The organism is Brevundimonas sp. (assembly GCF_023259385.1).
Classification (GTDB): Bacteria; Pseudomonadota; Alphaproteobacteria; order Caulobacterales; family Caulobacteraceae; genus Brevundimonas.
The window spans coordinates 1-14,753 of the sequence record NZ_JAHFPF010000061.1 but is presented as its reverse complement, the minus strand read 5'-3'; the positions used below and the strand labels follow the sequence as shown (position 1 = coordinate 14,753).

8 protein-coding genes are annotated in these 14,753 nt (G+C 67.2%); 4 read left to right on the top strand and 4 right to left on the bottom strand.

Annotated features, from left to right (window positions below):
• Nucleotides 1-48: 48 nt before the first annotated feature.
• Nucleotides 49-1,485 carry a protein adenylyltransferase SelO family protein gene (locus Q0C81_RS06575; RefSeq protein ID WP_291835309.1) on the bottom strand — a complete coding sequence of 479 codons (1,437 nt, stop codon included), beginning with the start codon at nucleotides 1,483-1,485 and terminating at the stop codon, nucleotides 49-51.
• Nucleotides 1,486-1,694: 209 nt separating this feature from the next.
• Here Q0C81_RS06575 and nhaA point away from each other — a divergent pair, with 209 nt between their 5' ends.
• Nucleotides 1,695-2,909, top strand: a complete 1,215-nt coding sequence (gene nhaA, locus Q0C81_RS06570; protein WP_291835306.1) for a Na+/H+ antiporter NhaA — start codon at nucleotides 1,695-1,697, stop codon at nucleotides 2,907-2,909.
• A gap of 231 nt (nucleotides 2,910-3,140) precedes the next feature.
• Entirely contained in the window at nucleotides 3,141-5,789 is a 2,649-nt protein-coding gene (locus tag Q0C81_RS06565) for a TonB-dependent receptor (RefSeq protein WP_291835303.1), read from the top strand.
• A gap of 364 nt (nucleotides 5,790-6,153) precedes the next feature.
• Here Q0C81_RS06565 and Q0C81_RS06560 read toward each other — a convergent pair whose 3' ends face one another.
• Together Q0C81_RS06560 and Q0C81_RS06555 are read right to left on the bottom strand one after the other, a co-directional pair.
• The gene (locus Q0C81_RS06560) at nucleotides 6,154-9,363 is read right to left on the bottom strand and encodes an efflux RND transporter permease subunit (protein WP_291835300.1); all 3,210 of its coding nucleotides are present in this window, start codon (nucleotides 9,361-9,363) and stop codon (nucleotides 6,154-6,156) included.
• Between the two features lie 2 nt (nucleotides 9,364-9,365).
• The gene (locus Q0C81_RS06555) at nucleotides 9,366-10,490 is read right to left on the bottom strand and encodes an efflux RND transporter periplasmic adaptor subunit (RefSeq protein ID WP_291835297.1); all 1,125 of its coding nucleotides are present in this window, start codon (nucleotides 10,488-10,490) and stop codon (nucleotides 9,366-9,368) included.
• 227 nt (nucleotides 10,491-10,717) lie between these two features.
• On the opposite strand from Q0C81_RS06555, the gene lepA reads away from it, so the two are divergent.
• Complete coding sequence (lepA, locus tag Q0C81_RS06550) at nucleotides 10,718-12,526, top strand: translation elongation factor 4 (RefSeq protein WP_291835294.1); 1,809 nt, start codon at nucleotides 10,718-10,720, stop codon at nucleotides 12,524-12,526.
• Nucleotides 12,527-12,660: 134 nt separating this feature from the next.
• On the top strand, nucleotides 12,661-13,653 hold the full coding sequence (locus Q0C81_RS06545; RefSeq protein WP_291835291.1) for an HNH endonuclease: 993 nt from the start codon (nucleotides 12,661-12,663) through the stop codon (nucleotides 13,651-13,653).
• Nucleotides 13,654-13,794: 141 nt separating this feature from the next.
• Here Q0C81_RS06545 and Q0C81_RS06540 read toward each other — a convergent pair.
• Nucleotides 13,795-14,753: hypothetical protein (locus Q0C81_RS06540; RefSeq protein WP_291835288.1), on the bottom strand; the 959-nt coding region annotated here is incomplete at its 5' end.

Here is a 14,753-nt window from a genome sequence, read left to right as displayed (position 1 = left end):
TATCGATCAAGGAAATTGTCGATAAACGATATGAAACTTTCGTAAGATTCAGGCGCGGGCGCTCCGCGTCGCCTCGATCCGGATCAGCTTGTCGTGCAGGGGCGACCAGTCGTCGTGGGCGTCGATGGCGGCCCAGATCGCCTCGACCTCGTCGATCAGCATCTCCTCCGGTTCCGCCGCCGCGAAGACGGGATGCTCCAGCCGCTCGGGCCGGTCCGGCTCATGCTCGAACAGGGCGAAGCGGAAGTCGGCGAACGCCTTGGTCTGGTACAGGGCCGCGCGTGGACCGGCGAGCGCCCGGGCCGAGGAGGCGAAGCCGCCGAACCAGTCGTGGAACAGGGGCTCCCAGCGGATCGCCTCGCCGCCCTCGCGCTGCAGGGCCAGGGTAGAATCGAGCAGGCGCTGGTCCGCGGCCTCGCCGAGGCTCTTCACGTCCAGCCGTTCCAGGAAGGCGGCGCGCAGGTGGCGGATGTAGGCCGGGCCGAACCCGTTCAGCGCCTCGGTCAGGGCTTCGGCGTCGGCCGCCAGCTTCAGCGCCCCGCCCAGCTGGGTCAGGGCCCAGAACACCGCCTCGGGCTGGCGGGCGAAGGCGTAGAGGCCGGTCTGGTCGAAATAGGCGGCGGTGAAGCCGGGTTCGTAGAAGGGCAGGAAGCGCCAGGGGCCGTAGTCGAAGCTCTCGCCCGTGACGTTCAGATTGTCGGTGTTCAGCACCCCGTGCACGAAGCCGGCGGCGATCCAGCGCGCCGTCAGCCGGGCCGACGCCTCGACCACGGCGGCGAGGAAGCCCGGGACATCGCCTTGCGCGACGTGCGGGTGGTAGAGCGACCGGGCGTGCTCGACGAGGGCCTCGATCATGTCGGGCCGCCCGAAATAGGCCGCGCGCTGGAAGGTGCCGAAACGGATGTGGCTGTGCGACAGCCGCACCAGCACCGCCGAGCGGGTGGGGGAGGGTTCGTCGCCGCGCTCAAGATCCTCGCCGGTCTCGATCAGGCTGAAGGCCCGGCTGGTCGGGACGCCCTGGGCTTCCAGCATCTCGGCCGCCAGCACCTCGCGCACGCCGCCCTTCAGCGTCAGTCGCCCGTCCGCCGTCCGTGACCAAGGCGTCGTGCCGGAGCCTTTTGTTCCCAGGTCGAGAAGTCGACCTGGGAGGGCGCTGTCGCTGGCTGCTTGAGCGCGTGAGGTCTCCCTCAACTGTCCCGCCAGGAACCCGCGCCCGTCGCCGAGGTCGGGGTTGTAGGTGCGGAACTGGTGCCCGTGATAGCGCATCGCGATCGGTTGGGGCTGGCCGGGCAGGGGCTCGAACCGGCCGAAGTGGGCGATCCATTCCGCGTCCGTGAGCGTCTCCAACCCCACGGTCGCCGCCGCCCGGTCGTTGCGGAAGCGCAGCAGGGTCTTTGGAAACTCCGCCGCCCGCACGGCGTCGCCGTATTCGTCTCCCAGATCGAAGAAGCGGGGCTCGGGGCGGTAATCGGGAGAGACGGGCATCCGCGCCAGATGCGGTCTGCGCGCCCGCGAAGCAACCGCCCGGCCGTGCGTCTTCGCCTTGAACGGACGGCCGGTCGCCGTATGGTGGCCGCAGAGATCAGGCCCGCGCCCCCTCCGGGGCGCCGGGTCAGGCCGGCGCGCCTCCTGCGAATCCGGTCCGGCGTCCGTCGATAACCTGGCGCCACTGACCTTGTTCGAACGGAGGCCCCATGGCGCGCAAACTCACCCTCGAATTCCTCAAGACCGAGGCCGGCTCCGGCGCGGTTCTGGGCCTTGCGGCCATCGCCGCCCTGATCGTCGCCAACTCGCCGTGGTCGGCCGACTACTTCAGCTGGCTGAAGAGCGAGCATGTCGTCCAGCTCGGGCCGGTGATGCTGGAGCTGACGATCTCGGAGTGGATCAAGGAAGGCCTGATGGCGGTCTTCTTCCTCGTCGTCGGGCTTGAGATCAAATACGAGATCCTGCGCGGCGAGCTCAGCGATCCCCGCAAGCTGGCGACGCCGGTGCTGGCGGCGGTGGGCGGCATGGTCATCCCCGCCGTGGTCTATCTGGCCTTCTCGACGACGCTGGGCGGGCCGCATGGCGGCTGGCCCATTCCGCTGGCCACCGACATCGCCTTCGCCCTGGCCGTCTTCGCCATGGTGGCGCGCAACCTGCCGTCCTCCCTGCGGGTCTTCCTGCTGACCCTGGCCATCGCCGACGACCTGGGCGCCATCGCCCTGATCGCCATCCTGTTCTCCAAGGGCGTGGCGATCGGCCCCCTGCTGTGGATCGCGGGGCTGCTTCTGGTCGGGGCGGTGGTGGCGCAGTGGAAGAAGATCCCGGCTCCCTTCTGGGTGCTGGGCTTCGGCCTGATCTGGTACCTGACCGTGCAGTCGGGCCTGTCGACCTCCCTGACCGCCGTGGCCTTCGCCGCCATCGTGCCGGTCAAGGATCGCCGCTCTGACGGCCAGAGCCCGCTGCAGGAGGCCATGCACGACCTGCATTTCTATGTGGCCTATCTGATCCTGCCGCTGTTCGCCTTCGCCAAGGCGGGGGTCAGCTTCGCCGGCCTGTCGCTGGAGCAGGCCTTCGCTCCGCTGGTGCTCGGGATCGCCCTGGGGCTGTTCATCGGCAAGCAGGCCGGGGTCTTCGGGGCCGCGGTGCTGGCGTCCGCCGTCGGTATTGGGCGGCGTCCGACCGGCGCGACCTGGCTGGAGCTTTACGGCGTCAGTCTGCTGTGCGGCGTCGGTTTCACCATGAGCCTGTTCATCGGCATCCTGGCCTTCCCCGGCGCGATCGACTCGCCAGAGCAGGTTGAGGTCAAGCTGGGGGTGCTCGGCGGGTCTATATTATCAGCGATCACCGGAGCGGTGGTTCTTGGGATTGCAGCCTCGCGGCGCAAGAAATTGGCCGAAACAGGCGCGGATACTCACACTAGTTGAGCGAATATTGACGTAACGTCATCGCTTTCTGTCGCTTTTGCGTCACAGTTAGCCTTCACGCACCGGCGAAATTCGATCTGGGCGACCAGCGCTCCTTGTCGCTGAGTCCTGCCTGAGTTACCCCGGATACTGGAGTTTCGCGCTCCACGATAAGGGCGCGGACCAAGGGATCAGGAAACGCCACGACCACCGTCACAACACGGGGTCGGGCCTATGTCGGGGAGCCATTGCATGCGCCTTACCAACCTTCTTCGCACCACCGTCTCGGCCGCTGTCGTGGGCGCCTGCGCCTTCGGCATCGCCGGGACCGCGTCGGCCCAGAGCGCGGGCCAGGACGGCCCGACGACCATCGACGACATCATCGTCACCGCCCAGAAGCGTGAGCAGAACCTTCAGGACGTGCCGATCGTGGTCACCAGCCTGCCGGCGGAAACGCTGCAGAACGCCGGCGTCCGCGACATCAAGGACCTGCAGATCCTGACGCCGGGCATGACCGTCACCTCGACGTCGTCGGAAGCCTCGACCACCGCCCGTATCCGCGGCGTCGGCACCGTCGGCGACAACCCCGGCCTGGAAAGCTCGGTCGGCGTCGTGATCGACGGCGTCTATCGCTCGCGCAACTCGGTCGGCTTCGGCGACCTGGGCGAACTGGCCCGCATCGAGGTCCTGAAGGGTCCGCAAGGCACCCTGTTCGGCAAGAACACCTCGGCCGGCGTCATCAACATCATCACCGAAGCCCCGTCCTTCACCCCGGGCTTCAACGCCGAACTGACCGTCGGCAACTACGGCGCGATGGGCGGTTCGGGCTCGGTCACCGGCCCGATCACCGACACCCTGGCCTTCCGCCTGTACGCCGCCCGCCGCGTGCGCGACGGCTTCTATGACGTGGACATCGGCGACGGCCCCCGTCCGGAGACCGACGACCAGAACCAGGACTTCGGCGCCGTCCGCGGCCAGCTGCTGTGGCTGCCGAACGACAACACCTCGTTCCGCCTGATCGCCGACTACACCTCGCGCGACGAATACTGCTGCACCGGCGTGCAGATCCGTTCGGGTCCGACCCAGGCCTTCATCGACCTGCTGTCGAACGGCTCGGGCGCCCGTCCGCCCGCGCCCGGCTTCGCTCCTCTGCCCTTCTCGCGCCTGGCCTACGCCAACCGTTCGAGCGGCCAGGAAATCGAAGACAAGGGCGTCTCGCTCGAAGCCAACTTCGACATGCCGTCGCTGTTCGGCGGCGCGACCCTGACCTCGGTCACCTCGTGGCGTGAATGGGCGACCACCCTGGGCCAGGACATCGACTACACCGGCGCGGACATCGCCTACCGCAACCAGGACGGCGACAACGGCTACAGCGTCAAGAACCTGACGCAGGAGTTCCGCCTGGCCGGCCAGACCGACCGCCTCGACTGGCTGGTCGGCTTCTTCGCCACCAAGGAAGAGATCACCCGCAACGACAGCTGGTACTTCGGCTCCGACTACACGCCGTTCATCTCGTACCTGCTCAGCGCGAACCTGAACGCCGCCACCGCCGGCGCCGTCCCGATCAGCCCCAACATCGTCCCCTGCTTCACCCGTGCCGGTCAGGTCGCCACCAACCCGGCCCCGCCCTTCGGCCTGCGCGAATGCCTGGGCACCGGCGGCGCGGTCGGAGGCGGCGGCCCCGGCTTCACCGTCGGCCAGGGCTATCGCGACACCTACGACCAGGAATCGACCTCGTTCGCGCTCTTCACGAACAACACCTGGCACGTCACCGACCAGTTCGATCTGACGCTGGGCCTGCGCTACACGATGGATGACAAGTCCCTCGACGCGCGCCAGCTGAACGTCGGCGGCAACGGCGCCGCCTGTACGGCGGCCCAGCTGAACGCGGCGGCCATCGCCGGCGCGGCCGGTGCGGCCAACGTCGGCGGCATCCTGGGCGCTCTCTGCCTGCCGTTCGCCAACAGCGCGTTCAACAACCGCACGATCGCCGAGGACGCGGACGACAGCGAACTGACCGGCACGATCAAGGCGTCCTACCGCCTGAACGACTCGGTCATGTTCTACGGCTCGTACGCTCGCGGCTATAAGAGCTTCGGCTTCAACCTGGACCGCGTGCACCGCACCGGCACCATCACTCCGGTGTCGACGCTGTACTTCCCGTCCGAGTACGTCGACAGCTACGAAGCCGGCGTGAAGATGACGCTGCTGGACCGCACCCTGCTGCTGAACGTCACCTACTTCGACCAGAAGTTCGAGAACTTCCAGCTGAACACCTTCAACGGCGTGGGCTTCACGGTCGAGCCGATCCCGGAGCTGACCTCGCGCGGCATCGACGCCGACATGGTCTGGTTCTCGCCCATCGAGGGCCTGAGCTTCCAGGGCGGCGTGACCTACACCGACGCGGAGTACGGCGTGTTCACCGCCGCCGACCTGGTGGATCCGAACAACTTCCCGGCCGCCTCGCTGCTGCCGGGCTCGCGTCCCTCGTTCGCCCCGGAGTACTCGGCCTCGCTGTCGATCAACTTCGAGCGCAACCTGGGCAGCGGCCTGCGCGGCGGCTTCAGCCTCGCCGGCAAGTACATGTCGGAATACAACACCGGTTCGGACCTCTCGCCCTTCAAGATGCAGGACGCCTTCACCACGGTGAACGGCCGCATCTCGATCGGTTCCGAGGACGAGCGCTGGACGATGGAGCTCTGGGGCCAGAACATCACCGACGAAGAGTACCTGCAGGTCGGCTACAACGGTCCGCTGCAAGGCACCGCCTTCCAGTCGACGGTCCAGGCCGCCGGCAGCCACCCGGGCACCTACTACAACCAGGCTCTGGACACCCAGACCTACAACGCCTTCCTGGGCCAGCCGCGCACCTACGGCATGACCCTGCGCTTCAAGTACTGATCGCTTCGCCAAAAGGCGGATCGTGGAACCGGCCGGGGGCGACCCCGGCCGGTTTTGTTTTGGGTGAAGGAGATCGGGGACGCCGGAGCGAAATGGGTTGAGTTGGACGCAGTCCGGCTGGGCTCAGACTTCGCTCCAGCCAGATACCGGGCGCCTTGGCGCTGCTTTCCGTGAGCGCTCCTCTCGCCGAAGAGCGAGGGAGCCGGGCTCGCCACACCGGCGGCGGCCATGATCGGCGTGCTCTGCGACGGCCTGCCAGTCACGGACGGGCCGGTTCCATGCGAACGCCGCCGCCTTCCTGGCTGCGGTGCGCGATCCGAAAGCGCCGGCTCCGGTCACGCTCGGCCGCTGAGGCGTCGGCGGATCAGTCCGCCGCCGACGCCTCATGGTCGTGGTGGCCGCGCTGGGTATGGAAGGTCTTGGCCATGCGCCGCTCCAGCCGGGTCTTCACGCCGTCGATCAGGCTGAACACCACCGGTACGAACAGCAGGCTCAGCGCGGTCGAAGTGATCAGGCCGCCGATGACCGCGATGGCCATGGGCGAGCGGAAGGCGGTGCCTTCTCCTAGCGCCGCGGCGATCGGCAGCATGCCCAGACCCATGGCGAAGGTGGTCATGATGATCGGCCGGGCCCGCTTGTGGGCCGCGTCGATCAGGGCGTCGCGCTTGGACATGCCCTGCTTCATCGCCATGATCGCGTAATCGACCAGGAGGATGGAGTTCTTGGCCGCGATCCCGGTCAGCATGATGATGCCGATGAAGGCGGGCATCGACAGCGACTTGCCGGTGATCAGCAGGGCGAAGAAGGCCCCCCCGAACGAAACCGGCAGGGCCGCCAGGATGGTGATCGGGTGGAAGAAACTGCCGAACAGCAGCACCAGCACCACGTACATCAGCAGCACCCCGGTCACCATGGCGAAGGCGAAGCCCAGCCCCAGTTCGGCGTTGCTCTCGGCGTCGCCGGTCAGCTGTTGTTGCACGCCCTGCGGCAGGTTCTTCATCGCCGGCAGTTCATCGATGGCCTTGGTGGCCTCACTGAAGGTCGTGCCGCTGATCTCGGCGGTGATGTTGGCCACGCGGCGGCGATCCAGACGGTCGATCTGGTTCGGGCCGGCGCCGAAGCCGATGTCGGCCACGGCGGACAGCGGCACCACCCCGCCCGATGCGGTCGGCACCTTCAGGTTCTCCAGCAGGGACAGGTCGGTGCGGGCGTCTTCGGCCAGCATCACCCGGATGGGCACCTGACGGTCGCCCAGGTTGAACTTGGGCAGCAGCTGGTCGGCGTCGCCCAGGGTGGCCACGCGAGCCACCTGGCTGATGTCCTGCGTCGATACACCCTGCAGGGCGGCGATGTCGGCCTTGGGCGTGATCAGGATTTCCGGCCGTACGAGGGCCGAGGACGAGATCACATTGGCCACGCCGGGGATGTCGCGCATCTGGCGCTCGACGTCGGCCGAGGCCTTCTCCAACGCCGTCGGTTCATCGCTGACGAGGGCGATGGCGATCAGGCCTGAGCCGCCGCCGCCGGACGAACCGAACTGGCTGCGGGCGCCGGGGATGTCGCGCAGCACCGGACCGAAGTCGCGTTCGAACTGCTGCTGGCTGATGCTGCGGTCCGCGCGGGGGACCAGATTGACCGTCAGGCTGGCCTTGCGGACCTCGCCCGCGCCACCGCCGCCGCCCGGACCGAAGCTGACCGTGGACGAGCCGATCGAGGAATAGACGGACCGCACTTCGGGCCGCTTCATCAGCTCGGTGTTGATCCGCTGCACCGCCGCGTCGGTCTCGTCCAGCGTCGTTCCCGGAGGCAGCTGGATCGTCAGCGACGAGCGCGACTGGTCTTCCACCGGAATGAACTCGCCCGGCAGCATCGCCGCCAGACCCAGCGAGCCGATGAAGAACAGCGTCCCCATGCCCATCACCCACAGGCGGTGATCGCAGAACCGTGAACGCACCCGCTTCAGGAAGGGCGGCTTGCGGCGCAGGGGATCGGCCGGCGGCTGGCCCGGAACGGTCTTGCCCCGGTCGCCCAGGCACCATTCCAGCGCATGCAGGTACGGCCCCATCCAGAACGGGTCCTTATGCTCCTTGCCCTGGTTCTGCTTGAGCATGAAAGCGCCCATCAGCGGGGTCAGGGTTCGGGCGACTAGCAGCGAGAACAGCACGCTCACGCAGGCCGCGATGGCGAAGCTGACGAAGAACTGGCCCACGATGCCGGGCATGAAGCCGGTCGGCGCGAACACCGCCACCAGCGTCCCGGTCGTAGCCATGACCGCCAGACCGATCTCGTCCGCCGCCTCGATGGCGGCAGGGTAGGGGGCCTTTCCGTCCCGGATGTGCCGGACGATGTTCTCAATCTCCACGATCGCGTCATCGACCAGGATGCCGACCGTCAGCGACAGGGCCAGCAGCGACACCACGTTCAGCGACTGCCCCATCAGATCCATGATCCAGAAGGTCGGGATCAGGCTCAACGGCATGGCGATGGCCGCGATGAGAGTCGCGCGCCAGTCGCGCAGGAAGACGAACACCACCGCCACCGCCAGCAGGGCGCCCAGCAACAGCGCCTCGACCGAGGCGTGGAAATTGTTGATCACGTCCTGGGTGGTGTTGGCCACCTCTTCGATCGTGACGTCGGCGCGTTCGTCGTCCAGCTTTTCGATGGCCTCGCGGGTCTGGTCGTAGACATCGACCTCGGACGAGCCGATGGCGCGCGAGATGCCGAAACCCACGACTTCCTGACCGTTGAAGCGGGCGCGGCCGCGCTGCTCCGACCATTCGTCGGTCACCTCGCCCAGATCGCCCAGACGCACGGTGCGCGCGCCGATGGGGATCAGGGTCTCGCGCAACTGCTCCACCGAGCGGACCGAGCCGACTGTGCGGATGGCCTGTTCGGTTCCCGCGATCTCGCCGCGGCCGCCGGGCAGGTTGATGTTCTGCGCGCGCAGTTGGTTCGACACCGCCGCCGCCGTGACGCCGGCCGCTTCCAGCCGCGCCGGGTCCAGCTTGATGCGGATTTCGCGCGTGACGCCGCCGTCACGGCTGACCTGGCTGACGCCCTTCACCGACAGCAGTCGTTTGGCGACCGTGTTCTCGACGAACCAGCTCAGCTCCTCGGGGCTCATTCCCGGCGCCCGCACCACATAGTTCGCGAACGGGATGGAGGTGAACTCGATGCGCTGGACGATCGGCTCCAGCACGTCGGCGGGCAGGTTCTGGCGAATGCCGGAGACGGCGTTGCGCACGTCGTTGGTGGCCTTCTCCAGATCCACGCCCAGTTGGAACTCGATGGAGGTGGTCGAGACGCCCTCGTTCACCACCGAGGTGATGTGCTTGACCTGGCCCAAACCGGCGACGGAATCCTCGACCAGACGGGTGACCTGGGTCTCCATCTCGGTCGGCGCGGCGCCCGACTGGATGACCGTCACCGCCACCACCGGCAGATCGACATCGGGGAACTGGTTGGTCCTCAGCTTGAAATAGCTGGCCGTGCCCGCGATCGTCAGGACGATGAACAGAAGGACGATCGGAATCGGGTTCTTGATCGACCACGAAGAGATGTTGTTGAAATTCATCCTCAGTGGCCCTGACTACGAGCCGGGGCGTGGGCGGGCGTGCTGGCCCGCTGGCCGACCGTCACAAGGTCTCCGTCGCCCAGGAAGCCTGCGCCCGCGACCACCACCCTCTGGCCCGCGCTCAGTCCGCGGGTGACCGCGATCATCGCGCCGGTCCGGTTGCCCGTCTCGATCTGGGTAAAGGCGACCCGGGCGTTCTGGCCGATGACATAGACCCCTGGCTTGCCTTCACGGAATACGATGGCGGAGGCGGGAATGGTCAGGGCCGGCGCCGCGCCCACGCTGATGGTGGCGCGGGCGAAATTGCCCGGCTTCAGCGTCGAACTGGGGGCCAGGGTGATGCGCGCCACGCCCAGACGGGTTTGCGGATCGACCTCCGGGGTCACGATCCGGATCGTGCCGGTGGTGCTCCCGCTCTGGTCGGAGACGATGGTGGCGGTCTGCCCGGCGGCCACGAAGGGCAGCTCGGTCTCCGGCACCTGGGCGTCCAGCTCCAGGCGGCCGTCGCGCACCATGCGGAACAGCTCGGTCCCGGCGGCCACGATCTGGCCCCGGGTGACGCTGCGGCTGATGATCCGACCCGAGACGGGCGCGCGGATGGTGCTCTGGTTCAGGCGGGTCTGGGTTTCGGAGAGCGACGCCAGCGCCGAGGCCAGATTGGCCTGGGACGCGCGCTGGTTGGCCAGCGCCGTGTCCAGCGAGGCCTGGCTCAGGAAGCCGCGCTCCTTCAGCTCCTGCGCCCGTGCCAGGGCCGAGTCGTCGCGGGCGGCGTTGGCGCGGGCCGTCTGCACGCCCGCCTCCTGCTGGCGCAGCTGGGCGCGCAGCAGCGCGTCGTTCAGCTGGACCAGCGGTTGGCCCTGACGGACCCAGCTACCCTCGTCCACGAAGACGCCGGTGGCCACCAGTCCGCCGGTCTCGGCGCCGACCGGCACCTCTTCCCAGGCCGAAACGCTGCCCGAGGCGGTCACGATGCGCGGCAGCGAGACCTGGGTGACCGTCGCGGCGGTCACGGTCTGGCGCGAACGCGGCGGCGGAGCCTCGTCCGCCTTCCCGCAGGCGGCCACCGTCACGGTGGCGGCCATCAAGGCGACGGCGACGGTCCAGCGGCTGTGAAGCTTGATCGACACTTGGTGATCCCCTTGACGACCGCGGGGGGGAGGCGCGGCCGAGCGAAAGAACGCCCTTTGGAGGCGTCCGGTTGTCATCAGTCGTTGAATACAGATTTCGCCGGCATTCGGAAACGACAAAGCGGCGCCTTACGCGGAAGTAATCAGTAACGAAATCAGTGGCGGAGCCGGAGGGATATCCCGTTGCGTTGGCGCTTTCCCGTGCGTCGTGCTAGGCGCGCCGGACCATGACGACCCCTCCCATCGACCGCATCCGCAACTTCTCCGTCGTCGCGCACATCGACCACGGCAAGTCCACGCTCTCCGACCGGCTCATCCAGTTCACGGGCGGCCTCACCGCGCGCGAAATGTCCGCCCAGGTTCTGGACAACATGGACATCGAGAAGGAGCGGGGGATCACCATCAAGGCGCAGACGGTGCGCCTGAATTACAAGGCCAAGGACGGTCTCGAATACGTCCTGAACCTGATGGACACGCCCGGCCACGTCGACTTCGCCTATGAGGTCTCGCGCTCGCTGGCCGCCTGCGAGGGCTCGCTGCTGGTCGTCGACGCCTCGCAGGGGGTCGAGGCCCAGACCCTGGCCAACGTCTATCAGGCGATCGACAACAACCACGAGATCGTGCCGGTCCTGAACAAGGTGGACCTGCCCGCCGCCGAGCCGGAGCGCGTGCGCGCCCAGATCGAGGACGTCATCGGCATCGACGCCTCCGAGGCCGTGTTGGCCAGCGCCAAGTCGGGCCTCGGCATTGAAGACGTCCTCGAGGCCATCGTCACCAAGCTGCCGCCGCCCAAGGGCGATCCGGACGCGCCGCTGAAGGCCATGCTGGTCGACGCCTGGTACGACCCCTACCTGGGCGTCGTGCTGCTGGTCCGCGTCTTCGATGGGGTGCTGAAGACCGGCCAGCGCGTGAAATTCATGCAGAACGGCTCGACCCACCTGGTCGACCGCGTCGGCGTCTTCCTGCCCAAGAACACCCCGGTCGACCAGCTGTCGGCCGGCGAGGTCGGCTTCATCACCGCCCAGATCAAGGAAGTGGCTCACGCCGCCGTCGGCGACACCATCACCGACGAGAAGAAGCCGACCGCCGAACCGCTGAAAGGGTTCAAGGAGGTCCAGTCCGTGGTCTTCTGCGGCCTGTTCCCGGTCGACGCCGCCGATTTCGAGGACCTGCGCGCGGCCATCGCCCGCCTGCGCCTGAACGACGCCAGCTTCACCTATGAGATGGAGAGCTCGGCGGCGCTCGGCTTCGGCTTCCGCTGCGGCTTCCTGGGCCTGCTGCACATGGAGATCATCCAGGAGCGCCTGAGCCGCGAGTTCAATCTCGACCTGATCGCGACGGCGCCGTCGGTCGTCTACAAGATCGCCCAGCGCGACGGCACGACCATCGACCTGCACAACCCGGCCGACCTGCCGGACGTGATGCAGATCATGGAAATCAGCGAGCCGTGGATCAAGGCGACCATCCTGACCCCGGACGACTACCTGGGCAGCGTGATCAAGCTGTGCCAGGACCGCCGCGGCACCCAGCTGGAGCTGTCCTACGTCGGCTCCCGCGCCCTGGTGGTCTATGAGCTGCCGCTGAACGAGGTGGTGTTCGACTTCTACGACCGGCTGAAGTCGATCTCGAAGGGCTACGCCTCGTTCGACTACGAGATCACCGGCTACAAGACCGGCGACCTGGTCAAGATGAGCATCCTGGTCAACTCGGAGCCGGTCGACGCCCTGTCTATGCTGGTCCACCGCGGCCGCGCCGAGACGCGCGGGCGCGGCATGGTCGAGAAGATGAAGGAGCTGATCCCGCCGCACATGTTCGTCATCCCGATCCAGGCGGCCATCGGCGGCAAGATCATCGCCCGCGAGACGGTGCGGGCGCTGCGCAAGGACGTGACCTCCAAGTGCTACGGCGGCGACGCGACGCGGAAGAAGAAGCTCCTCGAGAAGCAGAAGGCCGGCAAGAAGCGGATGAGGCAGTTCGGGAAGGTGGAGATCCCGCAGGAAGCGTTCATCGCGGCGCTGAAGATGGATGAGGATTGACCCGCGCGCTTCGAGATCGTCCATAGGTCGAAGAGTTTGTCGGGAGAGCGCAATTGGTATGGTTTGCCGAAAGGTATGGTCCGGGCCAGTTGGCGCTCGATCAAATCCAGACAAATGGCAGCTGACGTTGCGTGATGCCGAACTACTGGTGGGTCAATCATAAGCAAACGCTTCGCCAGGAGATCGAGGGTCAGTACCTTTGGTCGCCTAAAGCTGCGCGAAGAGGCGCGCGGAGCCAGTTTTATGATAACATGCGCCAGGCTTCGCCCGGCGATGTTGTCCTTTCCTATGCAAATGGCCAGATCGGTTGGATAGGGCGAGTCGCGGAGTTCGCCTTTACGGCTCCGAAGCCGGCGGAGTTTGGTAACGTCGGGTCGTATTGGGACCATGAGGGCTGGTTGCTCCCGGTGTACTGGACGCCGCTATCACCACCGGTGCGTCCCAAGACGATGATCGAGACGCTCGGTCCCCTGCTGCCGCAGAAATACTCGCCTATCAGCGCCTTAACGGGCCACGGCAACCAGAAGGCTTATCTGGCGAGCATTTCTGCGGAAGCTTTCGACATGATCCTGGTCGGAGCCGCCTTTAGCGCGGAGGCGCTGGCGCGAGGTGGCGGAAACAGCCTGACCTTCGATGTCGTGACCGAGATACTGGATGATGCGATCCAGAAGGGGGTTGAGCTCGATGCAGGGTTAGACAGTACGATCAAGAAGTCCCTGATCCAGGCCCGCCGAGGTCAGGGTGTTCTCCGTAAGAACGTGGAGGCGCGAGAGCGTGCCTGTCGGCTGACAGGGATCACCAATCCTGCCTTGTTGATCGCGAGCCATATTAAGCCTTGGAGAGTGTGCGAGACTGCGGCAGAGCGGTTGGATGGTGCGAATGGCCTGTTGTTGACGCCCGATGCGGATCACCTGTTCGATCGAGGCTTCATCAGTTTTGGCGACGATGGGGACGTGCTGGTATCCTCCCGCGTGCCTACGGACGACCTGAGGCGGCTAGGCTTCGAACAACTGATGCGTCAGCGGTCGGGTCTAAACGATGAGCCGGCGACTTGGAGTGCGGAGGGATTTCAGACGGCTCATAATGTCTATCTCGGCTACCACCGTAGTCAGGTGTTCATCGCCTAATAGCTGGCGGAGCTCCGTCTGGTTTTAGGCTTCGAGGCTCACGAGGACTTTCGTGAGCGCGGCCTGCACAACCCTTCCCAGGACAGGACTGCGCATCGAAATGTCGCAGGGTGATCTGGAGTGACCGAGGGAGCTCCCACCTCAGAACCCCACCGTCACCGCCGCCACCACCCCCGCATCCCGTGGCCCGTCGTCCAGCGGCGCATAATACCCCAGCGACAGGTCCAGATACCGCCCTGGGGCGCGCAGGTCGTCGCCGCCCATCCAGTGGCGCCAGGCGACGCGGGGGCCGGCGGCCACCGCCCATTCTTCCGCGCGCAGGCTGTCGTAGTCGGCCCGCACGCCGACGCCGGCGGTGAGGGTGTCGCGGCGGCTCTCGGAGGCGACCCAGGTCCAGCCGATATTGGCGTCGGCGACGGCGTAGGTCTGCTCGTCCTCCAGCAGGCGCGCGGCGTCCACATAGACGTGGGCCGAGGGCCAGGCGTCGCGGTCGTAGCGCAGGTCGCCGCCCACGTCCGCCGACCAGGCGGCGCGCAGCATGGTGTCGTCGCGCGCCGCGTCGCCGATGGCGATCAGGCGGCTGGCTTCCAGCGAGAGATTGGTCTCGGTGAAGGGCTTCCAGCGCACGCCGACCCAGCCTTGGGTGCTGTCGCCGCCGGTCGGGCCGGTGTCGGCGTCCACGGTCTGGTAGGCGCGGGCGAAGACCTGCACCGGGCGGCCGTTGTTGTCGCCGCCGACGCGGGCCCAGACCTCGCCGCCGACCTGGGTGACCTGGTCGCCGCCGGCGTTGACCAGCGTCGTCGCACTGGCCGCCGGGCCGGTCGCAACCGTCACCGTCCCGCCGACGCGATGTTCCAGCGTCTGCAGTTCGCGACCGATTTCATGCCGGCGCTGCGGCGTCAGCTCTGCGGCGGGCAGGGTGCGCGCGCCCTGCTCCAGCCACGTGATCGCTTCGGCGTCCTGGCCGGCGCGGCGGGCGGCATAGGCGGCGTCCAGCGCCTGGGCGCCCTTCAGCGGTTCGGCGCGGTCGGCGGCGGCGAAGCCCTGAACGGCCAGCCGGTCGTCGCGCGCGCCGACGGCGGCGTAGGCGAAGTCCAGCG

What these genes read in the sequence shown, in the direction of transcription:
- lepA (WP_291835294.1), top strand. Translation starts at nt 10,718, where the DNA reads ATGACGACCCCTCCCATCGACCGCATCCGCAACTTCTCCGTCGTCGCG.
- Q0C81_RS06565 (WP_291835303.1), top strand. Translation starts at nt 3,141, where the DNA reads ATGCGCCTTACCAACCTTCTTCGCACCACCGTCTCGGCCGCTGTCGTG.
- Q0C81_RS06560 (WP_291835300.1), bottom strand. Translation starts at nt 9,363, where the DNA reads ATGAATTTCAACAACATCTCTTCGTGGTCGATCAAGAACCCGATTCCG.
- Q0C81_RS06575 (WP_291835309.1), bottom strand. Translation starts at nt 1,485, where the DNA reads ATGCCCGTCTCTCCCGATTACCGCCCCGAGCCCCGCTTCTTCGATCTG.
- nhaA (WP_291835306.1), top strand. Translation starts at nt 1,695, where the DNA reads ATGGCGCGCAAACTCACCCTCGAATTCCTCAAGACCGAGGCCGGCTCC.
- Q0C81_RS06545 (WP_291835291.1), top strand. Translation starts at nt 12,661, where the DNA reads ATGCCGAACTACTGGTGGGTCAATCATAAGCAAACGCTTCGCCAGGAG.